This window comes from Pseudomonas sp. R5(2019) (assembly GCF_009905435.1).
Lineage (GTDB): Bacteria > Pseudomonadota > Gammaproteobacteria > Pseudomonadales > Pseudomonadaceae > Aquipseudomonas.
Map to the genome: position 1 here is coordinate 1 of NZ_JAAAMT010000004.1, position 24,587 is coordinate 24,587.

At 59.2% G+C, this 24,587-nt stretch carries 17 protein-coding genes; 5 read left to right on the plus strand and 12 right to left on the minus strand.

From position 1 onward, the window contains the following. The 12 genes from GUY40_RS04050 to tssB form a co-directional block, all read right to left on the minus strand. Positions 1–1,316, minus strand: a 1,316-nt coding sequence (locus tag GUY40_RS04050) for a T6SS effector BTH_I2691 family protein (RefSeq protein ID WP_306092835.1), incomplete at its 3' end; no start/stop codon positions are given. Then, positions 1,309–2,259, minus strand: a complete 951-nt coding sequence (locus GUY40_RS04055) for a DUF4123 domain-containing protein (RefSeq protein WP_166567664.1) — start codon at positions 2,257–2,259, stop codon at positions 1,309–1,311. The genes GUY40_RS04055 and GUY40_RS04050, both read right to left, overlap by 8 nt. Continuing rightward, on the minus strand, positions 2,256–4,394 hold the full coding sequence (locus tag GUY40_RS04060; protein WP_166567665.1) for a type VI secretion system Vgr family protein: 2,139 nt from the start codon (positions 4,392–4,394) through the stop codon (positions 2,256–2,258). Before GUY40_RS04060 ends, GUY40_RS04055 begins: the two co-directional genes overlap by 4 nt. 44 nt (positions 4,395–4,438) lie before the next feature. Beyond that, positions 4,439–5,305 carry a type IVB secretion system protein IcmH/DotU gene (gene icmH, locus GUY40_RS04065; protein WP_166567666.1) on the minus strand — a complete coding sequence of 289 codons (867 nt, stop codon included), beginning with the start codon at positions 5,303–5,305 and terminating at the stop codon, positions 4,439–4,441. A 1-nt stretch (position 5,306) separates the two neighbouring features. Continuing rightward, the gene (tssK, locus tag GUY40_RS04070; protein ID WP_166567667.1) at positions 5,307–6,644 is read right to left on the minus strand and encodes a type VI secretion system baseplate subunit TssK; all 1,338 of its coding nucleotides are present in this window, start codon (positions 6,642–6,644) and stop codon (positions 5,307–5,309) included. After that, positions 6,641–7,534, minus strand: a complete 894-nt coding sequence (tssJ, locus tag GUY40_RS04075) for a type VI secretion system lipoprotein TssJ (RefSeq protein ID WP_166567668.1) — start codon at positions 7,532–7,534, stop codon at positions 6,641–6,643. The genes tssK and tssJ overlap by 4 nt, the downstream gene beginning before the upstream one ends. Continuing rightward, positions 7,531–8,898, minus strand: a complete 1,368-nt coding sequence (tagH, locus tag GUY40_RS04080) for a type VI secretion system-associated FHA domain protein TagH (RefSeq protein ID WP_166567669.1) — start codon at positions 8,896–8,898, stop codon at positions 7,531–7,533. Before tagH ends, tssJ begins: the two co-directional genes overlap by 4 nt. Beyond that, a complete protein-coding gene (gene tssG, locus GUY40_RS04085) occupies positions 8,895–9,914 on the minus strand; it encodes a type VI secretion system baseplate subunit TssG (RefSeq protein WP_166567670.1) in 1,020 nt (339 codons plus the stop codon). Before tssG ends, tagH begins: the two co-directional genes overlap by 4 nt. Continuing rightward, on the minus strand, positions 9,878–11,644 hold the full coding sequence (gene tssF, locus GUY40_RS04090) for a type VI secretion system baseplate subunit TssF (protein ID WP_166567671.1): 1,767 nt from the start codon (positions 11,642–11,644) through the stop codon (positions 9,878–9,880). The genes tssG and tssF overlap by 37 nt, the downstream gene beginning before the upstream one ends. A 15-nt stretch (positions 11,645–11,659) precedes the next feature. Further along, complete coding sequence (gene tssE / locus GUY40_RS04095; RefSeq protein WP_166567672.1) at positions 11,660–12,088, minus strand: type VI secretion system baseplate subunit TssE; 429 nt, start codon at positions 12,086–12,088, stop codon at positions 11,660–11,662. 14 nt (positions 12,089–12,102) lie between these two features. Beyond that, positions 12,103–13,587: a type VI secretion system contractile sheath large subunit gene (gene tssC / locus GUY40_RS04100; protein ID WP_166567673.1), complete on the minus strand. Its 1,485-nt coding sequence runs from the start codon at positions 13,585–13,587 to the stop codon at positions 12,103–12,105. A gap of 51 nt (positions 13,588–13,638) precedes the next feature. Next, positions 13,639–14,145, minus strand: coding sequence for a type VI secretion system contractile sheath small subunit (gene tssB, locus GUY40_RS04105; protein ID WP_166567674.1), 507 nt, complete (start codon positions 14,143–14,145; stop codon positions 13,639–13,641). A gap of 460 nt (positions 14,146–14,605) precedes the next feature. Here tssB and tssH point away from each other — a divergent pair, with 460 nt between their 5' ends. From tssH to tssM, 5 genes are all read left to right on the plus strand, one after another. Next, positions 14,606–17,176 carry a type VI secretion system ATPase TssH gene (gene tssH, locus GUY40_RS04110; RefSeq protein WP_166567675.1) on the plus strand — a complete coding sequence of 857 codons (2,571 nt, stop codon included), beginning with the start codon at positions 14,606–14,608 and terminating at the stop codon, positions 17,174–17,176. A 215-nt stretch (positions 17,177–17,391) separates the two neighbouring features. Continuing rightward, a complete protein-coding gene (locus GUY40_RS04115; RefSeq protein ID WP_256675643.1) occupies positions 17,392–18,747 on the plus strand; it encodes a sigma 54-interacting transcriptional regulator in 1,356 nt (451 codons plus the stop codon). Then, positions 18,747–19,427, plus strand: coding sequence for a type VI secretion system-associated protein VasI (vasI, locus tag GUY40_RS04120; protein WP_166567677.1), 681 nt, complete (start codon positions 18,747–18,749; stop codon positions 19,425–19,427). Before GUY40_RS04115 ends, vasI begins: the two co-directional genes overlap by 1 nt. Continuing rightward, positions 19,424–20,851 (plus strand): type VI secretion system protein TssA, encoded by a 1,428-nt coding sequence (gene tssA / locus GUY40_RS04125; protein WP_166567678.1) that lies wholly within the window; start codon positions 19,424–19,426, stop codon positions 20,849–20,851. Before vasI ends, tssA begins: the two co-directional genes overlap by 4 nt. Before the next feature lie 15 nt (positions 20,852–20,866). Then, positions 20,867–24,583: a type VI secretion system membrane subunit TssM gene (gene tssM / locus GUY40_RS04130; RefSeq protein ID WP_166567679.1), complete on the plus strand. Its 3,717-nt coding sequence runs from the start codon at positions 20,867–20,869 to the stop codon at positions 24,581–24,583. Positions 24,584–24,587: the final 4 nt, after the last annotated feature.

Genomic DNA, 24,587 nt, shown 5'->3' on the forward strand with positions numbered 1-24,587 from the left:
CGCGCAGAAATGAGTTCGTCGCGGTCATAGGTCGCCAAGGCTGCTGCCAGGCTGTACGGCGTGTCGCGATAAGCGTCCTCGGCGGTGGCCAGCCACTGGTCGTGGTCCGCGCAGGCCTTGTCGACCATCGTGAAGACGCTTCGCAGTTGCCGTTCGACGCTCTCGCGCTCGGCCAGGAAAGCCTGATACTTGGCGAGGTCGATCCGCTTGGCCAGCCGTGCGCCATTCGGGGACAGTCGCTCGTCGGTGAGCACCTGGTAGCGCAGTTCTGCAAGCGACAGCTTGGGACGGTTGCCCACCTGTCGGCGCAGGTATTCCGCCCGCTGTAGAACCAGTTGTTCCGGTGGCGGGTTAGCACGGTCGTACATCGCCGCCAGGGTCTGCTCCAGCAAGGTGGCGACGAGGCTCTGGTGGTGATAGTCCTTGCTCTGTGCGCTCAGCTTTTCAACGTCGAGACGAAAGCAGGCGGGGATACTCGGGCGCTCGGCCGATGCGGTCTGGGGCTTGAACGGGCTGGGTTGGGCCGGCTTCAGGTCGCGTGCCTGGTGTTGGTAGGCAGCCACCATCAGGCTCAGGTCCTGGCACAACCCTTCGGCGTCGTTCAGCGCCACGACCACCGGCACCCGGGGTTGCGTGTAGGGATAATGCGCGGCCACGGCCAGCAGGTTCGCCAGCGGCAGGTTGGCGTCGGAGAAGTCGCTGCTCCAGGCCAGCGGCATCCGGTTTTCTTCGGGTTTGTAGTCTTCTACCCATTGACGCACGGCGCTGGCGGGCAGGACATGCGGCTGCGTGGACGGGGATTTTTCCCCGCGGGTGAGTTCCCGCATGTCCAGCGGACGCATGTGGCGCTTGCGCACGTTGACGTCGGAGCTCACCTGGGTGGTCGTCCCGTTAGTCCAGAGGTGCGGGCTGTAGCCAATCCAGACTTCCCTGGCGGTATCCGGGCAGGTGTCCGCCCAGACCCACAGCTGGCGTTTACCGTTCGCCCGGTATCGGTCTCGGCGGCCATACGCTTGCAGGCCTGAATACTTGAGCTCCAGATAGCCGCCCTTGCCATCGTATTCATGGACGATCAACTTTTCGCCCTTGGGGCCTTTCATGAAGACGTAGACATAACCAGGTCGCAACGCACGCAAGGTATAGGCCATCAAATCAAGTGCGGGAAAGCCCTGTTCGAGGCTGAACCCTGAGGCTTCGTAGCGGTAAAGCGGCGCATCTGAAGCCCTGGGGACGACGGCATAGCGAATGGGCAGGATGGGAACGCGCGAACTGCACGCAGGAGCCGATGTTGCACCGCCAGCGGTAGCGTTAGTCATGGGGGGATTCCTTTGCTTGCGCCAGGAGTGCCAGCTTGCGTAGCCGGGCTGGTGGCGATTCGGTCAACTCGTTGAGTAGCGTGCGAGCCGAGTCGCTGTGGAGCAGCCACGGATCATGGGCCAGCAGTTCGATAAGACGTTGCGCATCAGCGTCGTCATGGATATTGAGTTGGCCGGCGACGTTCAGAATCTGTTCCACCCATCGCCGGACCTCCTCAAGGGTGCGGGTGGCATAGTCGGGCATGGCTCGCACCTCATGCACACGACTGAGTAAAAAATGCTCACGGGTATTGGCCTCAAAGCGAACCAGTTCGTGCTCGCGCAAGGACAGCCCTTCATCAGCCTCGCCGGTGGCCGACGTAGCGTGTCGATCAAGGCGAAACCAGTCATGGACCGGCCCCCAGTTGTTGCGCCATAGAAGCGTTGTCATGGGGCCGAGCCAGGCTTCGCGATGGTCCTCATCCAGCGCTTCGAGCCAGGCCGCAAGATGCTGGGGGCGAATATCAGAAGTGGCCATGCTCTGGTCCGGAAGGGCGATCTGGACGAGGCTGCCAAGATGAGTCGACAGCGTGTTCAGATCGGCATCCGAGCCGATGACCAGTACGCCGCCGATGGGGGCCCAGACTGTGAGCGCATGCTCCATGAGGGCGGGCTGGTGGGTTGCATCCACGAGCAAGGGGCCACGCTCGTAATACTCGTCCAGCGGACCGCGTTTCCAGGTCCATGCGTAATGCGGGGAAGCGGCGAACTCATGGACCAGATCCAGCACGCCAGGCGCATAGGCGGGCAGAAGCTCGCCAGTCTGAGGAATAGGGCGGTAGGCCCAGTACTCCAGAAGTTCGGTTATCAGCAACAGATAGCGCAAGGAACTGTCAGGAAGTGAATTTACTGGAATGTCCTTGCCCAGTATCGTCGGCTTCCCCGGCGAAGAGAGTGAGGTCATCTTGCCAATCCCCCAATGCAACGGCAGTCAGCTAGCGGGCAGGTACCGTCAGGGCGACGACCGCATAAGCGATCAAGCGGCTTTTCAAACGCTGGAGCCCCCACAATGGAGAAGGGGTTACCTGAGCCACCGCTTTGCACTTCCATCGGTCCGTTGATCTTGATCGCTATGGCATCCAGCGTGATCCCCGAGCCATCAAGGCGAATCGAGCCACCCGCCCCTTTGATGACCAGCGCATCCGAGACCTGGATTTCATACTCTTTGGTCCAATGCCGAATCGCTTGCCCCGCTTGCAACTCGGCATGTCCTTCAACAATGTGTTCCAGATTTGCGCCGATGCTGACCCAGTGATTGGCGCCAGTCTTGTCGCGACGGTTGTTGTCGACCTCTTCGGTGCGGTCCTTGCCGGTACGGATGCTGTGGTTGCGGCCAATAGTGAGAAATTCGTCCTGACCGATATCGTGGCGGCGGTCCTGGCCGACGGTGATCTGCTCGTCATTGCCCACAGTTTCCTGGCGGTCGTGGCCGATGGTGATGGTTTCATCGTGTTCGACCTGTTCGCTGCGGTCATGGCCGACGAAGGTGGTTTCATCGTGGTTGACGTGGAGGTTCTGGTCCTTCTGGGCGTGGATATAAATCTCTTCCTGCCCAGCCTCATCCTCGAAACGCAGTTCGTTGAACCCCTTGCCCTTGTGGGTTGCGCTCTTGATGGTCATCCGCGTCTTGTGTTTCGGCAGCTCATAGGGCGGCAATTGCAGGCGGTTGTAGGTGCGGCCGATGATCAGTGGCTGGTCGCAGTCGCCGTCCAGGTAATGGATGACCACTTCCTGGCCGATGCGCGGAATTGCCATATGGCCCCAGGTCGCGCCGGCCCAGTTCTGCGCGACGCGGATCCAGCAGGAGCTGTGCTCGTCGTGTTGGCCTTCACGATCCCAGGGGAACTGGACTTTCACCCGGCCGTATTCGTCGGTGTAGATCTCCTCGTTCGGCGGGCCGACCACCACGGCGGTCTGCGGGCCGTCGAGGCGCGGGCGGGGCAGGGGCTCGGCGCGCCATTCGGCGTCATCCGCGACCAGCTCGGCCTCGTAGCGGTAGCGAGTACCCTGCTGGGCATCGGCGCTGTCTTCGGCCTGGCTGGTGTGCTGGATGCCGTGGTGGACCATGCGCACCGGCCGCCAGCCACGATTGAGGTCTTCTCGGGGATGGCCTTCCAGATAAAAAGAGATTCCGGGCTGCAGGCGCGGGTCGTCGCCCTCGACGCAGGCCATGCGCGCATCGCGGCGATGGCCGCGCAGGCGGTTGGTCAGGATCGGCTTGGCGACCTCGTCGAATTTGTGTCGGCCGGGGTAGTCGTAGCGCTCGTAGCCACGGCCCTGGTGGTCGAGGTCCATGCCATCCAGGCTGTGTTGGTGGGTGTAATTCGGGTGCTGGAAGGTGTAGTCGCGTTGGGTCTGGCGAGCGGTGCGCACGTTTTCGCTGTAGGCGAAGCGGCGCAGCGCCGGCTGCGGTTGATCGCCGCCGGGCGCCGGATTGTAAAGCACGGGTTCGTCGTCGAGACGACCGTGGATAAACAAGCGGTCGCTGTGGGTCAGCTGATGGCCCTCGGCGCTGTGGCGGAAGGAATAGAAGAAGCCTTCCTCGCGCAGGATCCGTTCGATGAAGTCGTAGTCCGTGTCGCCAGCCTGCACGCAGTACTCACGGGGTTTGCGTTCGAGAGTGACGCGTTGCTCGTAGTCCAGCGTGAGGCCGTGGGGCTTGAGCACGGCGTGGGCGATTTGCGGGACAGTCAGGGTCTGGAAGATGCGCCAGTCGGAACACAGCTTGAGCCGCGCTAGGCGCGGTTCGACCATGGCGCGGTAACGGGTCCGTCTGAACCCCGTGTCACCTTGCACGAAGGACGACACTGCGCCATGAACAAAGCGTACCGGCGTCTGGCCATGCCAGATCGTCAGCAGCCCCGGGCGATCGAGGACCTGGCCGAAGTCGATGGCGGGGTTGGGGCTGGTCAGTTCCAAAGCAAGCAGGAAGGTTTCGGACAAACCTTCGGTCAGAGTGAATTCGACGACATCGAAGGCGTCGGGGGCTTCACCGCCGAGAATGTCGAAAGTAAAGCGCAGATGGGATTGGCTGGGCATTGACGGGTTCCTTCCGTGCAGTCGCTCGAAAATGGCTGGGATGGTCAGAGTTTGAGAATGCTCTCCAGCGACTCCAGAACCAGTTGGGTGGTAGTACCAAGCTTCATGGCGAAGTAGGTATAAGCGCTTGCCACGATGACCAGGGCGAATGCCCAAGGTGTCCATAGTGGCCATTGGCGACCCAGGTGATAACTGCGGGTAACCACGTTGTCTGGGGCGTCAGTCAGTCGTTCTGGAGCGTCGCCACGTAGCGAACGGAGTGTCTTGTGCAGCTTGCCGATGATGGCGTTGAGGGTGTCCTTGTGGTTGTGCTGTTGGCCGTATTTGCCCTGGAAGCCCAGGCAGAGGCAGAGGTATTTGAACTCCAGGACGTCGCGATACTTGGCCGCGTCCATCTGCATGCGTGCCAGGACGGTGAAGAACTTTTCACCGCCCCAGGTTTCGTTGTGGTGATAGCTGAGCAGTGAGCGCTCTCGCCAGCGGGAGTTGACGCCCCAGGTGGTCGCCATCACAGCTTCGTCGATGAACGCGCAGAGGGCATAGCGGTAGGAAAGTTGTGTAGCGCCGTCATAGCCAAGTTGACGCACTTCCTCTGATAGGGCAGTGATGTGGTCACGCACCCTCTCATAGAGTTGGGTGATGTCGGTTTCTGAAAGCTTCCCGAGTCGGCGCAGGCGAATGACCAGGCCAAAGAGTGGTTGCGCGGCATCTACAAGTGGATTGAGGCTGTGTCCACGTAGTCGGAACTGCAAATCTTCGTCTGTATCGATGCCAGAAGCACCGTCAAACAGGACGTCGTCGATGGAGGTTTGCGGGGCGGTGCGCACAAAGTCGTTTGGCATGTCGAGCGACGTCCCCGTCGGTGTTTTGCTCTCGACGCGGTCATTGCCGACTAATACGGAAGTGTTCATCTCATTGACTCCGAATGGCCCAGAACTGCAATTCAAGCTCGGGGAAATCTCCGGTGATGTGGAAGCCGAACCCGTTGGTACTGTGTTGCATCAGCCGCTGCCAGCTGTCGTGTGTGCGGTCCAGTTGGAAGTAGGTGAAGCCGGCGTGGAATGGCAGATGGCGGGGAGCCACAGGTAGCGGACTGAGCGGTATGCCTGGCAGCTGCAGGCGAATCAGGTCCAGCAAGGATTGCTGCGAAGCGACCTTGGCCTGTTGCAGGAAGAGTTTGCGCATGTGCTCCAGCGGCATTCGCGCGCGCACGGCCAGGATGAAGTCGGCACTTTGCAGCAGGCTGGCGTCGTTCACTTGCGCAGTCAGCACCCCGTGTCCTTGCGCAACCAGTGGTAAAGAGATGGCGCGAGGCTGCAGTACCGTGCTGAGGACGCGACGCAGGGTTTCTTCCAGCATGCGGAACGAGGCATGCGGGTTGTTGTGTTGATAGGCTGGGTACTCCAGCGGCAATCTTCCCTCATCGGTGAAGGTGGTCAGCTCACCACAGGCCTGGCCACAGGCGAGGTAGGCGTCTACCGGACGAACGTCCGCATCCCGGGCCAGATGCCTGAACTGGTGCTGCCAGCGGTTGAGTGCCTGTAAGAGGTTGAAGTCGGTGACGTCGGCCACCCCCGACTGCTCCGGCGAACCGATGCGTTCGGCGATGCTCTTGGCACGCTCATGCATCAGGGCGCAGATTTCCTCCATGAAGTGCGCCAGCGGGCGGATTGCCTGAAGGTGCATGCCGGTCACATAGAACTTGTTATCCAACAGCAAGCTGCCGTCTGGCCGACGGTCGAGGATGCGGCCCAGGGCAAGCCCGGTAAAGGCACTGCGATCATCCCGCTCCAAGGCCAATTGCAGGTTGGGTACCGCGAGGGCGATGGAGGCATGGTCACCCTGATGGCTGTGGGTGTCGCGAATGTCCTCGGTGCGGTGGACGTACCGGGTCTTGGCGAAGGTATCGGGCCAGCGGACTTCTGAAACACCATGGGAGCGAAGTGGCAGCGTCAGGTAGATCGTCTGGTTGGCAGCGCCAGCGTCGATGATCGCCAGCGGCTCGGGTGGTGGCTGATCGTGTGGAATATCGAAGGCTGTGCCGTCGGGCATGATGCCGCGAGCGCGAACGACTGCAATCTTGCCGAAGGAGAGGAACTCCTGATTGAGCTCCAAATCGCAGAAGCCGTACCAGTATTTGCTGCCCAACCGCACATTGACGTAGTGCTCGAGGTAGCGGTCGCTCTGCTGGAAATGCTGGGGCTTGATGAACTGCCCCTCGCTCCAGATAACAGGATTGTGGGTGGTCATGGTGTTGTTCTCGCTTGAGTTGGCGCACGCCGTGCGGTTTGCGAAGGGCGGAAGCTCTCGTCAATGATGGCGACGCGGGTGTTCTGCAGGGTCACCAGTAATGCGTATTTGCGCCCTCGTGGTTCCAGGCGAAATACATCTTGAGAGCGCAAGGCGTTGGGGGCATGGAAGTCTGCGACCACCGCGATGTACCGGGTTTTCTCGTCCAGACTGCCGAAGTCGATGTGCTTGAACTGCCCGGGTACCAGGATGTAGTCGTCCGAGCTCACGTAGGTACTGCCTAGCGCTTTTTTGGGGGCAATGCGAAGCAGGTTCGGGTCTGCGTTTTCCAGAAGAGTGTCATCCTTGAGCTGCAGAATCCGGAAGGCGATGGGCGTAGCGCTGTTGGGCGTAGCGAGCGTAAGGTCTGGTGCAGTGTCCAGGCTGACGCCTGTCAGGTATTGTCCAAGCGCCAGATTTGCGGCTGCCTCCGAGTCGTCTAATACCAGAGGAAAGGGGGGCTGCGCGGCGTCCAGGTATCCCACTGGCGCCAGCAACGGTACCGAGATCGCAGTGTCTTCCTGGAGATGGTCGAGCAGGGTCTGCAGGCTGTGAATGAGCTCGCCCTTGGTCGCACTGTTCAGGTTCACCGCGAACGGGCCATCCTCGTTTGGCTCACTACCCTCTGAGTCGCCATGGGTGACCGTGGCAATGACGTCGGTCACCGGATTAGGGTTGACATCATTGCCTGCGTACAAGCTCAGGGCGATCTGCGTTACCTGGTCTTCGGCGTTACCGACCTGAGTGGAGGGGTCAATCAAAATCTGACCGGTTTTCTTGAATACATTGCCCACGGTGCTGCAGCCAGCAAGCAGCACGCTGGCGAGCAAGAGCGTGATGGCTTGCTTCATTGCGCCTCCGCACGCAATGCCTGGTCGTAGGCCTGGTCGAAAACCTCCCAGAACAGTTTGTCGAAACCTTGCTGGCGGCTCGAAATCAGTTCGTCGTAGTAGTGCTGGTACATTTGCCAGGTCCAGTCGCCAGGCGGTGACTCGTCGACTGGCGCCGAGCGGTAGCGGGCAAAGCGCTGCTCCAATTGCTCTGGCGCGAAGGCGTGCAACAGTGCGTTGAGGCCCGCGGCAGTGGCTTTGAGCATTGCACTCTGTTGCTGGCGAATCTGCTCAAGGGATTCCTCGACGGCCGCGGTCGGCGACAGGTGAACGACGCTGCGTGTGCTGGAGAAAAGCGCATGCACGGTATCGGGGTAGCTCTGGCCAAGGCGCAAGGGATTGTCTTCAATGGGCTGCAAAGTACGGCCAGCCAAGGTCATGCGTTGCTGATGCCCGGGTGGCGCTTCATGCAATGCGGTGAGCCCGCGTATCAACGCGCCGAGTGTCCTGCCAGCTTCAAATAACAGGGCGTGGGCAGCTTGTGGAGCCAATGCACCGACAGGAGCACCGAGCCCCTCCACCAGCGGTGCCACCCATCCGGCAGGATCGCCGCCGCTGGTGTATTGGTCATGCAGCCACTTGTTGGTGGTGCCAAGGCGTGGGTCTTGTTCCGACATGCGTGGGTCTCCAGAAGCAAGCAACGGTGAACCGGAAAAGGCTTCAAATCGGGTAGTGGAGAGGTCAGCCTGAGCAGCGAGTGGCGCCAGGCCATAGTGATTGGCATCGAGTGGGCTGCCGATTTCTGCACTCACCGTATGAGCGCGTTCGGCTTCGTCCAGGGCTTGAAGAGGATCAAGGTGGCCTTGGAGGGGAAGCGGCTCGGACAATGCCAGGAAGTCAGCTGCCACGGCGTCCTGCGGGGAAAAGGCTGGAATTTCATCGATCAAGCCATGCGGCAGACTGTCCAGATCCCCGATAGTCGCGCCAAGCAGTTCGCCTACCTCATGCTGTGAAAGATGCCGGGTAGAGTCCGGTAATGGATGTTGCTCATCGTCTGAACTGACGCAGATGCGGTAGGGGCCAATGTGCAGCGTGTCGGCACCGCTCAGCCTGACGCTGGTGGAGGCTCCGAGCGGATCCGCTTGGCCATTCACGCGAGTTTTGCCAGAGCGATCGAGGATGATGAAATGACCATCTTCGTGGCGGATTTCACAGTGGATGGGCTGGATGTAGCCTTTGTGGTCATGGAGGATCCAGTCGGCCCCCCGGGCTCCGATAGTGCCGCCTGCGGCATCGAAGGTATGTCGGGGGGCGCTGCCTTTCTGCAGCGCTTGAGGATTTTCGACCACCAGGGCCAGGCGATGGACGGAGATAACAGTGTTCATGTGCGCACCGTGACGCGGACGGGAGGTGGCCGACCGTGGTCGGGTTGTTCCAGAAAACTGGTCCAGCCCAACTGGGTACCGTCGGTCTGCCGCAAATGGAAGGGAGGAACTTCGTCTTCACACAACGTCAGTTCCAGATCGCAGGGAATCGGGTCGCGCAGCAGGAAAACGATCAGTTTGCGCAGGCGCTCGAAGTTCTCGCCGTGGGGCAGGAATTCCCGGAAGCGCTCCTGGCTCAACCGGGAAATGACGATGGTGAACTTGCAATGGCGCGTGCGTACGCTTTCGCCGATCTGGAAGTTCTCGCCCAGTTGGCCGTTGCTGCGGCCAAGTCGAATGCGATCGGAGTTGTCGATAACCGAGTAGCGCAGCTCGAAGTCTCGGATGTGGACCTGCGCCAGGTCAAAGCAATGCGCAATCAGGCCCGCCAGCATGGTGGGGGATCGGCTGCGCAGCACTACGGCACCGGCGAAGCTCAGCAGTCGGCTCCAGGCGATGGGGGTGGTCCCACGGGTGGTTCCGTGTTTCAAACCGATAAGCGCAAAGATACGCTGGGACAACTGATCGTCAGCGCCTGGGCGGAAGCGGACGTAGTAGCGATATTTGCGCCAGGCCTGATGCAACAATGTCAGCAGTCGGTGGTTGAAGAAGTCCAGGAAAGCGGGGCGGATACCCACACCTTGTCTGGCCTCATAGGCCAGTTGATCAAGGTAGAAACCGGGCAATGGCGAATCAGCGCCGTGCATTCCGAAGAAGTTCGCCTGAATCTGGTATTGATGCGGATTGCTGTCTTCCAGGCGCACGGCCGAAGCGACGTCAGAGGCTGGAAAACCCAGGCCGGCGTGATTGCTCAGGTAGATACGTTGGTGTTCGGCGTCAAAGCAGTCCGACGACTCCAGATCATCTTCGTGAAGCGCATGCAAGCGCTCCAGCAAGCGGAAGAAGTCGTGCCCTTTCGCTTCGCCCAGCAGGCGTTCACTCAGATCAGGGACTGTATACCGCTGCGCATCGGCCATGCGTAGTGCTCCTGATTGGTCTTGTTGATGGCTTCCAGTACGTGAAACGATGAAATACTGGCGTACAAGGAAAGAAAGTGACTCAACACCGTGCCAAACAGGTAGAGATCTCCCTCGCACGAAAAACCGTCTTGATCCAGGCTGATAACGGTACGCGTGCCGCGAATCGGCAGTCCCTTGAACAGCCGGTCAAGCGGAGTGCTGATGACTTCCTGCATGCTATCTAGTCGTTTTTGCGTGGCTCGTGCCCGCTGGATGTCATGCTGGGCAGCGAAGTCGTAGGTGCCGATGATTGCCTTCAGCGGCTCAGCCGAGAGCAACGACAAGTAGGTTGGAGACAGGTTGGAAATCAGGGTCCAATGCAAGTCACCCGCCAGGATGGGGCGATAGGAAGGTGTCGGTGCCGTCAGGTTCCGGTAGCGAACGAAGGCGGGTGTATCGCGTGTTTGCGCGCTGATATCACCAACGCCAAGTGCCAAAGGCAAGTCGCGATTGGTACAGGTCAGAGAGAAAGACACCGTTTCTTCCCGTCCGATATGGTGATGGTCGTCGCCGCGCACGAAGGCGACGTTGTGTTCAATCCCAGGGTCGATGAGTGACTGGGAAACCCGCGTGCGGTAGTAGAGCGTTGTGCGTCCTCGCTCATGATCTATCTGGTGGCGCAGCGACTCGAACGGCTGGTAGGTGCGCAGCCACTCACCAGGCTGGCCACTGCTCTCGTTCTTCCACCCATCGACTCGGTCGATGCTGAATATTTCGTAGGCATCCTGCCGCTGGCCGACAGGTTGCAAGCGATGCTCAACCACTTTGCCGGTCAACCGCACCGGCTCGGCATCATGTTCAAACAGATTGACTGCGGGTGCGCAGTACAGTGAAAAATCACCCTTGCGCACGCGGACATCCACCGGCATCGGGCGCGTGAAATGGAACTCGAAGCGGATGCCTTCGGTTGCTTCGGATGGCCAGAGTGCGCGCAGGTCATTGAGACCAAAGAAAAAGAAGCGCCGGGGGAACAGAAAGTATTCCTGGAGGATGCGATAGCCGTCCATGGCGTTCTTGGGGTACGGCAGCAATGCTTCTTCCGGATGGAAACCCGGGAAGATGACCTGATTGATCGGGATATACCTAACGATACCGGCAGACTCCATGCGGATCTCGCTCAGGTACCTGGCCAGCCAGAGATACAACGTCTGGGCGTTGTAATCGCTACCACTCAAGTAGAAATCGAGTCGATTGCATTCGTATGTGTCGGGCGGGTTCTGGCTCATGGTGGAAAGGTCTATTCGCACAATCGACTTCTCCAACGAATGCGCGTCGCTCACATCAACCAGATCGAACGGGTATATCCAAGTGTCCGTACAGGTGCGGAACTGGCAGGACATGCCATCGACCGGTCGCGACAGTATGCGAGTACCTTTGGGTACAGCCTGACGACCGGTAAGGGCGTAGCTTGTCGGTTCGAACTGCACGATGGTGGCGCTGGGCAGTGGTCGCAGGTAGTTCGGCCAAAGCATCTGCAATAGGGCATGCGTCAATTCCGGAAAATCATCCTCGATCTTCAGGCGCAGTTTGGCGGTCAGGAAAGCGAAGCCTTCCAGTAGACGCTCGACATCCGGATCAGTGGCCTCCTCTCCAAGAAACTGGACCAGTTGAGGATTGTTGCGTGCAAATACGCGTCGCAAGCGGCGCAGGTAATCCAGCTCCTCGCGAAACTTAGTCTTCAGTGGCATCTGGCCTCCGTGGCACTACTTCACCTTGACCTGTCGATCGTGGTGGTGAAACAGCAGGTCTATCTCCACCCGTTCTTGCATGTGGTTGAGGGGGATCAGACACTGCAAGCGCAAGTGCAAATCCTGCGGCTGTCCAGCAGCGGGCAGGGGGTGAACGTCGATGACCTGGGCCCGCGGTTCATAGGCAGCGACAGCCAGGCGAATATCCTGGCAAATCTGCAGGTGCAGATCCGCGCTACCGGCGTCTGCATCGTTCAGATCCCGTAGACCCAGGTTGGGGCAGCTCTGAGCGCTGCCCTGACGGGTATTGAGTATCAATTCCAGTTGGCGCTTGATGGCCCTGATGCGCTCGGCCGCCAGTTCCTGTCGAGTGCGCGAGCGCCGTGGCGGCAGTTCTGGATCCAGACGCTCGAACAGGCTTCCTTTTCCTGGTGACCGAGGCATGTGTCAGTCTCCCGTCATTCTTTGTCCAGGCGGCCAACAAGGGACAACTCGAAACTGGCGCCCATGTACTTGAAATGAGGGCGCACCGACAAGCCAACCTGGTACCAGCCGGGGCTGCCAGCAACGTTTTTCACTTCGACACTGGCCGCGCGCAGCGGGCGGCGACTGCGTACATCTGCCGAAGGGCTTTCCTGATCGGCAATGTATTGACGTAGCCAATTGTTGAGCTCGCGCTCCAGATCCTGACGCTCTTTCCAGCTACCGATCTGCTCGCGTTGCAAGACTTTGATGTAGTGCGCGAGTCGATTGATGATGAACATGTAGGGCAACTGAGTGCCCAGCATATAGTTGGTTTGCGCGACCATTCCTTCGGCCGTATTCGAGAACGTCTTGGGTTTCTGAACCGAATTGGCCGAAAAAAACACAGCGTTGTCGCTGTCTTTGCGCATGGTTAACGGGATGAATCCTTCACTGGCCAGCTCGAACTCCTTGCGGTCAGAGATCAGTACTTCCGTTGGAATCTTGGCTTGCAATTGGCCCAGGGATTCGTACAGGTGAACCGGCAGGTCGTCCACCGTGCCGCCGGATTGCGGCCCAATGATATTCGGGCACCAGCGGTACTTGGCGAAGCTATCGCAGATGCGGCTGGCCAGAAGGAACGAGGAGTTGCCCCACAGGTAGTTATCGTGATTTCCGTCGATGGTTTCACGGTAGGTGAAGCTGCGAGCCGGGTTTTCCAGTGGGTCATACGGCTGGCGCAGCAAGTATCGAGGCATGGTCAAGCCCAGATAGCGGGCGTCCTCGGAGTCGCGCAGGTTTCGCCATTTGGCAAAGCGCGGCCCTTCGAAAATGTCTTTGATCTCTTTGAGGTTGGGTAGGTCCTGCAAGGAGTCAAGGTTCAGCATCTCCGGGCCGGCCGCGCCCAGGAACGGCGCATGAGCCATGGCGCCGACAGAGGCGACATAGCCGAGCAGCTTGATATCGGGTGCCGAGGGGCCAAAAGTGTAGTTGCTGACCACGCAGCCTATGGGGTTGCCCCCGAACTGGCCGTAGCCGGCGGTATAGACATGCTTGTAGAGCCCACTGCGGGTTATGTCGGCGGCGCTTTCGAAGTCCTCCAGCAGCTCTTCCTTGGTGACGTGGAGGTACTCGATCTGAATGTTCTCGCGAAAGTTGGTCCTGTCCACCAGACCCTTGAGGTCACGCCAGGCGGACTCAAGCGATTGCAGTTCGGGATGATGAAGGATTGCGTCCATCTGCTTGCCGAGTTTGTCGTCGATCTCGGTAAGCATGCAGTCGACCAACTGTTTGTTGATCGGCTGCTCGCGCGTGTCGGATTTGAGTATTTCGCAAATGAAGGCGGCGACTCCGCGTTCGGCGATGGCATAGCCTTCCTGATTCGGCTCAAGACGCGTCTGGGCCATGATCTGGGCCAGCAGGCCGCCTTGCGGTTGGATGTCGTCTGTTGCGGAGACTGCGGCAGATTGCGCTTTCGTCATGTTTGCGTCCTTCAAAACTGGAGAAAAAAGAATGGCCTGGGGTTTGTGGCTTCAGGCTTCAGGAGATTCCAATAGTTGCTCCAGTTCCATGGCCAGCTTGCTGCGTGCGCTTTCGTCACCCAGCAGTGCCTGAATCTGCTTGCGGAAGGCGGGGATGTTGCCCATCGGACCCTTGAGTGCTACCAGAGCTTCCCGCAACTCCAGCAGTTTGTTCAGCTCAGGTACTTGGCGGGCAATGGCGTCCGGACCGAAATCCTTCATGCTCAAGAATTGCAAGTCGACACTGAGGGTATCGCTCTCGCTCCCTGAATCCAGAGTGGCAGGAACCTCCATTTTCAGGTTGAGCCCGGATTTGGCCATGACATCATCGAATGTGTCCTGGTCGATGCGAACGCTCGTGCGCTCTTCCACTGAAATATCTTCTCCGTGTCCCTTGAAGTCTCCTGTTACTAATAACTTCAAAGGAAGTTCAACTTCCTGATGTTGATCGCCTGTGGCGGGGACGTAACGGATGTTGATGCGTTCCTTTGGTGCAATCGAACCGTTCTTTGTTGCCATGGAGCACTCCTTTACTTGGCAAGTTTAATGCGGGTAATGCGACTGTCAGCAAAATTTCAAAACGTTGTCGCAGTGATGACCATGGCGTGACAGCGCTCTATTCACGTGAGTGGTTGGAGAGCTTCATGCCCGCCGTGGAAGTCGAGGCGCACCATTGAATAAGCTGCGCTTGAGCAACAGGACGCGAGGCTAGGGCTTGCACGGGCAGGGGGCAATAGGAAATTTCGCAGTGTGGGGGGTGAAGGTTCCCAACCTATGAAGTGTGTTTTTATGGGGGGGATTTATGTAGTAGGTGAACTTGGGAAATGTCTTACAGACATCAATTGGAGTGTGTGTTTTTCTTCGGCGCTACTCAAAGCTCATTGTGGTGGCGATTGGTTGCCGCAAGTGCCAGGCATCAAGCTTCAGTGATGTTTTTCGCTAGCGCTGGAAGTGTCATTTTTCTCGAGAGTTATTACCTATGATTATGGTTGATCTGGCAGGGCTCCTGGAACGTTTGAATCCAGTTTGTCGACAGGCCTTGGAAGAAGCGGGGAGTCTGTGTATAAACCAGCGCGGCGCTGAAGTAACCGTTGCGCACCTGCTCTTCAAGCTGCTCGATCAGCCGTTGTCCGATGTGCGCTTCGTACTGGCTGATGCCGGCCTGGGTACCGACGAGGTACGCAGGGCGTTCTCCACAATCTTCCCCGAGCAGGACGGCGGTTACGGGCATGCCTATCCATCGTTCTCGCCGTTACTGCTGGAGTTGCTGCAGGAAGCCTTGCTGCTCAGCACCGTAGAACTGGTGCAACCCGAACTGCGCAGTGGCGCCTTGTTTTTGGCCGCCTTGTTGAGTCCGCCTCGCTACTTGCCTTCTGCCGCCGTCCAGATGCTGGGTTGCATCAACCGGGAGGTCTTGCGAAAGCGCTTCGCCGAGATGCTCGCGAGATCGGCGGAGACGCCCGTTATGGCTGATGCCTCGATAGCGGTCAATGCATCGGTGGGTGGGGAAAGCGCCCTGCGCAAATACGGTCACGACTTCACGGCGCAAGCGCAACGAGGTGACATCGATCCCGTCCTGTGCCGGGATGCCGAGATCGACCTGATGGTCGATATCCTTTCGCGTCGGCGCAAGAATAACCCCATCGTGGTGGGTGATGCCGGCGTCGGCAAAAGCGCATTGGTGGAAGGCCTGGCGCTACGCATCGTACAACAACGCGTACCGGAGTCGCTGCGAGCAGTGCATCTGTGGGGGCTCGATCTGGGGGCTCTGCAGGCGGGTGCGTCGGTCAAGGGGGAGTTCGAGAAGCGCCTGAAGGCGGTCATGGATGAGGTCAAGGCGTCGCCGCAGGCCATAATTCTGTTCATCGACGAAGCGCACACACTGATCGGCGCGGGCAATGTTGCCGGTGGGAGCGATGCAGCCAACCTGCTCAAGCCGGCGCTGGCGCGTGGTGAACTGCGCACCATCGCCGCCACGACCTGGTCCGAATACAAGAAGTACATCGAAAAGGACCCGGCGCTGACGCGCCGCTTTCAACTCGTGAAACTGAATGAGCCCAGCCAGGAGCAGGCTTTGCACATCCTGCGCGGCTTGCGCCCGCTGTACGAGCAGGCGCATCAGGTTTATATCGGCGACGACGCCTTGCGGGCGGCAGCGACCTTGTCTGCCCGCTATTTGTCTGGGCGGCAATTACCGGACAAGGCCATTGACGTGCTGGACACTGCTTGTGTGCGAGTCGCGACCGCACGGGCCGAGCCCCCACGTCGCCTCACTGCATTGGAGAACGAACTACGGCAAATCGATGCCGAATCAGAACAGCTCTGGCGCGATGCGGGTGCCGGTCGCAAGGCTGACCCTGCCAGGTTGAGCGTCCTGGATGATGCCCGGCAACAGGCGAAGGAGACTATTGCACAGGTCAGTCAGGCTTGGGAGCGGCAGCGAGTGCTGGTCGATGACATTGTTGCCCTGCGAGCCAAGGGCACTGAGGATGGTCAGCGACCGCTTCTGGCGGACAAGGTTGTGCTGTTGGCCGAGCTGCAACGCGAATGTGCTTTATTGCATGCCGATGTGGGCGCCGAACAGGTTGCACAGGTCATTGCCGACTGGACGGGCATCCCGGCCGCCACCCTCAACAGCGACCAACTGGAGCGGCTCGAGACCTTACCAGTCACTTTGCGCGAGCGCATTAAAGGCCAGGATAAAGCCATTGAAATTATCCATCGCCATCTGCTCACAGCCATGGCGGATCTGCGTCGACCCGGTACACCCCTGGGCTCATTCCTGCTGGCAGGACCGAGCGGCGTCGGTAAAACCGAAACCGCTCTGGCGGTCACTGAAGCATTGTTCGCAGGCGAGCAATTCCTCACGGTCATCAATATGTCCGAATATCAGGAGAAGCACACGGTCTCCAGACTGTTGGGAGCGTCACCCGGATATGTCGGTTATGGCGAGGGCGGGGTGCTGACCGAAGCTATCCGCAAGAAGCCCTATTCCGTCATATTGTTGGACGAAATAGAGAAAGCACATCCTGAAGTGCTGAATATCTTTTACCAGGCCTTCGATAAAGGGGAGTTAGCCGATGGCGAAGGGCGGCGGATCGACTGTCAGAATATCCTGTTCTTCCTGACCTCGAACCTCGGTTTCGACGAGGGTGATGGCAATTTGTGCGACCTCGGTTGTCACGACTTGCGTCAACACCTCATCCGATTCCTCAAGCCGGCCCTGCTGGCGCGGATGCAGGTTGTGCCTTACCACTACCTCGACGAACTGACGTTGAAGGAAATAGTTACCAGTCGGCTGCAACGATTACAGCATCAATTTACTCGGAACTATGGCGCGACGCTGACCATTGAGGCCTGCGCGCGGGACGAATTGCGTACCCGCTGCACTCGGCATCAGAACGGTGCCCGGCAACTTGATACGAGTCTCGACGGTGAAATGCTGCCGCCCCTGTCTCTGGCAGTGTTGAAACGGCTGGCAAGCGCCGAGCCGTTCCAGCGTGCTGTCGTGACCTGGAACGGCTTTGCCTTCGACGCTGTGCTGAGCTGAGTGGAATCCAGATGCAGACTAGAGAGGTCGCCATCTTCGTCCGCGAGCTTGCCCAAACGTCCAGCGTGGGCCCACTGGCCGCACGATTCCTGCAGTCCGCGTGTGCGGTGCCTGGACTTTCAGATGGCGCCTGCTATTGGCGTGCGCCAACAGACGACAGCCTACAGCCCCTTGCCGGGCACGGGTCCAGTGCGGATCTACTCCCCATTTTGTCCATGGAAGAGTTGGACAATCCCCTGGTTTACTGTCTGCTGACGGGCAAGGCATGCCTTATCGAGCGCAAAGGTGCTTTGGTCGACGTGGGTGCAGGCTATGAAGCACTGCGCGAACGGCTGGTCGAAGGCGATGCCTTGATTGCGCTCCCCCTGTTTGATTCACAGCGCAAGGCGATGGGGGTATTGGCCCTGTCAGGGGCTCATAGTGCGCTTTTGGCTTGGCGGGAGGATGGCGTTTGGCAGGAGCTTGTGCAACTGCATGAAATCCTGATGGCTCAGCTCCACGCACAGCAAGGCGCGAAGGCACTTGCACATCATCAACGTGCCGAACAACTGCAGCGGGAAGTTGCGCAGGGACGCTCGCGCACACGGTTACTGGCGGCAGGCTTCATCGGAGTCGGGGCGACGGCCCGCCGTCTGCGCGAAGACATGTTGCGTCTTGCCGATTCTTCTTTGTCATTGCTGATAACCGGCGAAACCGGGTCCGGAAAGGACCATGCCGCCATGCTCATTCATCAGGCGTCTTCGCGCGAAGGCAAGTTTGTACCTGTGAACTGCGCGGCGATTCCAAAAGACTTGATCGAGGCTGAGTTATTCGGCGCAGCGCTCGGGGCTTATACCGGCGCCAAGCGAGCCCGGACGGGTTTGGTGGCCGAAGCTCACGGCGGCACGTTGTTCCTGGATGAAATCGGGGACATGCCGTTGCCGCTACAGGGAACCCTGCTACGGCTGCTCAACGAAAAGAAGTTTCGACCGGTGGGGACGACGCGCGAGCAAACTTCCGACTTCCGGCTGATATGCGCGACCCATCGCCCATTGCCCGATATGGTGCGAGACGGCCACTTCCGGGAAGACCTCTACTTCCGCATCCGCCAGCAGGTCTTACACATCCCTCCGTTATGTGAAAGGCCGGAAGATATCCCGGCCTTGGTGTCGCACGTCCTGCTGGAGCACAACCGAGTACGCAAGGCACGAGTGGCCGGCATTTCAGCCAGCGCCGTGGCCCGGCTCCAGGCGTATGGGTTTCCCGGCAACGTGCGGGAGTTGCGTAGCCTGGTGCTTTCTGCTGCGGAGCGCACGCCACCGGGTAAACGCATCCGCATCAACCTGTTGGCGGAACTGGAAGTAAAACCGCAAAAGGCGGCTACGGAACAGAACGCGCAGGCTGCTTTCGAGGATCTGTGGCGCACCGACAGCCTGCCCAAGGCACTGGCGACCTTCGAGCGTCTGTTGTTGGACGATCGCTTGAACCAGGTTTCGGGTTCTCGGCGGCAAGCGGCGCTCAGCCTCGGTATTCCCAAGCGCACCTTGGCGCGTAAATGCCTGGATTGGAACTTGAAGGGGAAGGACTCTTGATGAGGTTATATGGGGTACCGATACTGGTAGCAATTACCCTGCTGGGTTGCGATACGGGTCAAGCTTTGGTGGCAGCCGGACGCGATTGCACGATCATTGTATCGGCATTGGAGCGGCTGGCATGTTTTGATTCCACAGCAGGTACTCCACCGACACCACAAGCCGCAGCCTCAGTACCGGCTGAAGTATCGCCTGCACGTGCAAGCGTGCCGGATATTGTCTCGCTGGTCCGCCGTAATGAATCCGGGCGACAGCCGGAACAGACGAGCATGCTGTTGCTGCGTACTGACGACGCCTTGCCGGGGCAGTCGCAGGTGGTGATTTCCGCTCCAGCGCTTGATGGCCCGGAACCGCGTACGTACTTAGCCATCAGTTGCTTGCAGAATATCTCGCGACTGCAGTTGTTGACCGCTCAACCGGTGACGGTGAACCGAGCCAACATCCGGTTGCTGTTGGATGGTCGCCCGCTCTCTGCCAGCCGTCCCTGGCAGGTGCTGGAAGTCGGCACCGTGACGGATGGTGGCCGAGGCCTGGTCGCTATCGAACAGCTGCGCCACCTGACCCGACCCGGCCAGCTTCTGAAGGTGGAAAGTGATCACGCACCCTTCGATGGGCTGGAGTTCGATGCAGGCGCGCTGCACGAGCGGATGAACCAGCAGCGGGAGGCCTGTCATTGGTGAATCCACTTCCCCCGCTTGATATCGATGCGTTGTTGTTCCCTGTTGACGTCCAGCAACCTGCAGGTGTCTTCGATGAGGAAGATAACGTATTCCAAGGCATCGACAGCGAAATGATGAAACTAGGCAGTCTGCAGGAGCCCCGAATCGATTGGGGCTACGTGGATGAAGCCGCTTGCCGATACCTGACCACTCGATGCAAGCATTTTCGCATTGCGGCCCACTTGTCGACGGCGCGCATGCGCGCCCGAGGTTGGCGCGGCTGGGCCGAAGCGGCCGGTGTACTGGCCGGCATGGCGAGTCGCTATTGGGAGACCGGATTCCCCAAGCCAGGCGCCTCAGGCCTGGTGGCCAAGAGACGCCTTATGGCGCTGCTATTCGAGCGACTGGGTGAAGCCCTGACGACACTCGATGCCAAGAGTTTTGGCGAGGAGTATTACAAGGCGGGCCAGCAAGCGCTCGATCAACTGCAAAGTATTGCGGCCCAAGTGAAGCTTGATGCATCAGCACTCACACGGCTCGAAGGTCAATTGCGACTGGCGGCCGAAGCTACGCGCGCGCCCGAACTGGTGGAAGCGCAGCTGGATATTCCATCACCCACGCCGGTGATAACCGAAGCATTTTTTACGTCCGCCAACCTTGCCTCGGGTAACGAGCGCGAGAGTCGGCGCTCTCTATTGGCCATTGCCGAGATCATCAACCAGCAGGATGCATACGATCCAACCGGCTACCTGCTGCGACGCTTTGCCCTTTGGGCGCATCTGAGCGCTGCACCCTCGCCAGGCAAGGATTTGCGCACGGAATTGATGGCGGTTTCCGCTGATACCGCGGATGCCTATGGGGATGCAATGAATACCAATGCCGTCGACCCGGTGTTGCTTCAGCGGGTCGAAAAAAGTGCAACGTCGTCCCCTTACTGGCTGCGCGGCAGCTATCTGGCCGCCGGTATTGCCCGTCGTCTGGAAATGCAAAGTGTGGCCGAAGCCATCCGCCAGGCGACCGAGCGATTTGTCACGCGCTTGCCCGCACTGGTCAAGTTGCAGTTTGCAGACGGGCGCCCTTTCGTCGATGGCGAAACGCATGCCTGGATCATCGGCGGCGATAGCGGTGCCGCTCCTCCAGGCGCCAGTCAGGAGTACCCCACATTACGTGAGGAGCTGCGCGGTCTGCTGGAGATGGCAGGAGTGGAATCGATGCTCCGTCGACTCGAAGCAATTCAACTGGAGTCCTCTCATCCGCGCCATTGTTGCTACGTGATGACCATCGCTGCCGAGCTGCTTGCTGCACGAGGATTGAGTTGGCTGGCCGATGGCTTGTTCTTCCGTGCTCATGTCGCCATGCAAGGAGCATCGGTGCCCGAATGGGAGCCAGATCTCTTCACTCTCCTTGAACGGCACATGCCTGCCGCAACGGGACACAAGGATTAAGTCAGGAGAATTGTCATGAAGAAAATCTGGTCAGCTCTGCAACCCTATATGCAGCCGGTGTCGCGCTGGGCTCGACAGGGGGCACCACTGGCTTCGCTGATGATCCTGCTGATTGCGCTGGCGGGTATCTGGTGGTTGGGGCCGAGTTCGATCTGGGACGCCACGCCTTTGGGCAGCCTGGCAGCACGTGTACTGGCGACCGTTGCAGTCCTTCTTGTTCCGTTGTTGGGGTGGGTCTTGCAGCTTCGCAAGCGCAACCAGGCCCTGGAAGCAGAGCGTAACCGGGACGAAGAGAAGCGAATAGATCCTTGCCTGCGCTACGTGCAGGCTCAAGGGCGCGACTTGGACGGCAGCTTGAATATCCTGCAGTCCAACCTCAAGGGACGTAATGCGTTATACCAACTCCCTTGGTATTTGGTATTGGGACAGGAAAACGCGGGAAAGACCAGTTTCGTCAATCGTTCCAGCCAGAGTTTCTCACTGACGGGGGAAGTCAGGGCGGGCAGCCGACGCCGGCAGGAGGACCCCGACAGAATTTACACAATTGACTGGTGGATGGGGGACCAGGCGGTACTGATTGACCCGCCCGGTGAACTGATCAGTCAGCCTCGCAAACAGCCTCAGCCCGGACCGCCAGCTATAGAGGTTGAGTCCGATGGAGTAGAACCGGATGTTGCCCAAGTGCCACCCCAGGCTGCAGCCTTGCCGGATGATCTGCATGCGCGTCTGTGGGACAGCTTCGTCGGATGGCTAGGGCGCAATCGGAGTCGCCGACCGCTCAATGGGGTCGTGCTGATGGTCAGTCTGGAGATGATGCTGAACCAAAAGGCGAGCGATCGCAAGGCACTGGCCGCCGTGCTGCGTGCCCGACTGGCCGAACTGAGCAGGCAGCTCGGAACCCGTCCGCCGTTGTATGTGGTACTTAGCAAATTTGACCTGCTTGAAGGGTTCGAGATGTTGTTTGCACGCCTACCTAAATCGGTCAGGGAAGACGTCTTCGGCTTTACCTTCACCCTCGATTCGGTGCAGAACTACGATGCTTGGCTGAAGGAGCTGGGGGCGGGTTACGACGTATTCCTCGGCCGTATGAATGAGCAGGTGTTTGATGCGCTCGCCGAAGTCAATGAATTGGAGCAGCGCGAGGCACTCTACTCGCTGGTTCGCCAACTGACTGGCATAAGACCTCTGCTGTTGGAGTTTCTCGCGCAAGTGATGGGTAGCGACCGTTACCTTACTCCGGCGCTGCCGCGGGGGGTGTTCTTTTCTTCTGTTTACCAGCAGGGAGTGCTGGCCAACGCCTTTGTGGCCTCTGCCTCGCAGAGATATGAAATTCGCGAGTCGGTGCCATCAATGCACCCCAGCGGAAGAGCGATGGTGTATTTCGCACAGCAGTTGTTCCAGCGCGTTATTTATCCCGAGTCAGGCCTGGCGGGGGACAACCCAAAGGTGTTGGCCGACAAGAAGTCCGCCCTTGCCGTGCGTTTTGGCATTGCTTCACTGGGGAGCCTGCTGTTGATCGGCGGCTTTTATCACTTTTATTCGCTGAACCGCGACAAGGCAATGAGCGTCATGGAGCGCAGCCGCGCTTACAGTGCGCATGCCATCGATGGCAAGCTTGATCCGACCGGGCGCAACCTGCTGCAACCGTTGGACCAGATCAGCAGCGCAGTGTCCGTTTATGGAGATTATCGGAACGCCTGGCCGGTGCTGGCTGACTTGGGCCTTTATCAGGGGCGTGCGATCGGCCCCAAGGTTGACCAAGCCTATCTGACGTTGTTGTCCCAGCGCTTCCTGCCAGCGCTGGCCAGTGGCGTGATGGTAAATCTGGACGGCGTCGATGCCGACAGCGATGCGCAACTCGCAGCGCTGCGCGTCTACCGCATGATCGAAGATCGACCAAGCCGTCGAGCTCCCGTGGTGGAGCGTTGGATGGCCGATCATTGGCAAGTTGCCTTTCCCGGCGAAGACCAGGTGCAGCGTGCGTTGATGGGCCATCTGGAATACGCCATGAAATATGCCGACACTCGCCTGCCGCAGTATCAGACTCGAGTAGCTGCCGTTCAACGCGAGCTAAGCCAGATCCCGTTACCGCAACGTATTTACATGTCCATGCGCCGCCAGGCGGGTGAGTCACTTCGTGCCCCGCTGGACCTGCGCAACGTCATCGGCCCAGCCTTCGAGATCGTCTATGCGCCTGGCAATGCGGTCAAAGACGAGGAGGGGCGGGCCGCAATCAACGGTCGCATAGATACTTTGTTGACGGCCAAAGGTTATCGAGACTATTTCGCGCCGCACAGCCTGGACTTGGCCGAACTGGCAATGATCGACCAATGGGCCTTGGGTGAGCGTCGCACCATCGACTACTCGCAGGAGGATAAGCGTGCGCTCGCCGACCGCATACGCGCCCTCTACAACCGTGACTACATTGATACCTGGCAGCGCAACCTCAATCAACTGCATGTGCGCGACTTCCAGGACATCGCTCAAGCGGTCAATGTGCTCGGTAGCGTGACCAGCCCAGCGGCACCTCTGCAACGCCTGGTGGAAACAGTACGCGACAATAGTGAGTTCATCCCCGCTTCAATATTCGTCGGCAACGAAAGGGCAGTCGATCAGGCATCGCCGCTAGCGACCAAGGTCGCTGGCTCCGGCGAAGCCCAAGAGCTTTCGCATGTCATGGGCATTACCCGGGCATTTGCTCCCATCAGCCAATTGCTGGAAGTCAGCGGTGAGCGTCCGTCTTACCTGGATGAAACCATGCAGGCTATCGGCAGTGTTCAGGATAAAGTGCGCACGGTTCACGACAGTCCTGATCGCGGCAAAGCTGCGCTGACCGTGGTAGTGGACCGCTTCAGCCTTAAAGGCCCGGATCCCATCAGCAATCTGCAGCGGATTGCTTCAGGTCTGCCCGAACCTCTGAACCACCAGGTCAGCAAGCTGGCCAACGAGTCCTCACGGGTCATTCTGGTGGAGGCGCTGCGAGAGTTGGAGCGGCGTTGGGAGATCGACGTATATCGCTTCTACCGTGAGCGGCTGGCGAGTCGCTACCCGTTTAACCCAGCCAGTCGCACCGAGGTGGCGCTTGACGATTTCACTGCTTTCTTTGGGCCTGAAGGCCACCTGCAGCAGTTCCGGCAGAAGTATCTCAACCTGTTCCTCGAAGACAATCTCGAAGCGCTTTATTCCGACCGTTTGGGTGGCTACCTTGTGCGTGCCGACGTGCTGACCCAACTGGAAGCGGCGGAGAAAATTCGCGATGCTTTCTTCAATAGTCGCGGCATGCTCGGGGTACAGCTTTTCGTCGAACCGCTGGGGTTGGCGCCGAATAAACGCAGCAGTTCCTTCAGTGTTGAAGGACAACTCGTTACCTACAACCACGGTCCCAGCACCAGCACGGCGCTCATCTGGCCCAACACTCTGGCTGCCAGCAATGAAAGCCGGGTCACACTGGTCAATGCTGGCGGCAACAGTAGCGGTCTGGTCTACCGGGGGCCTTGGTCTCTCTATCGCCTGCTGAGCCAGGCGCGATTGAACGGTGCCACCAGCACGAGTGTGGATATCAGCTTCTCTGCGTCGGATGGCGGTATGCGCTATCGCATCAGTACCGAGAAGGCCAACAATCCTTTCACACAGCCATTATTCAAAGGCTTTGCGTTGCCCCGCACGCTTCTGCAAGACGGACTGCGCAACAGTGCCTTGATAACAGAGCCGAGCAATAGCAGAGCGGGGTAGGGCG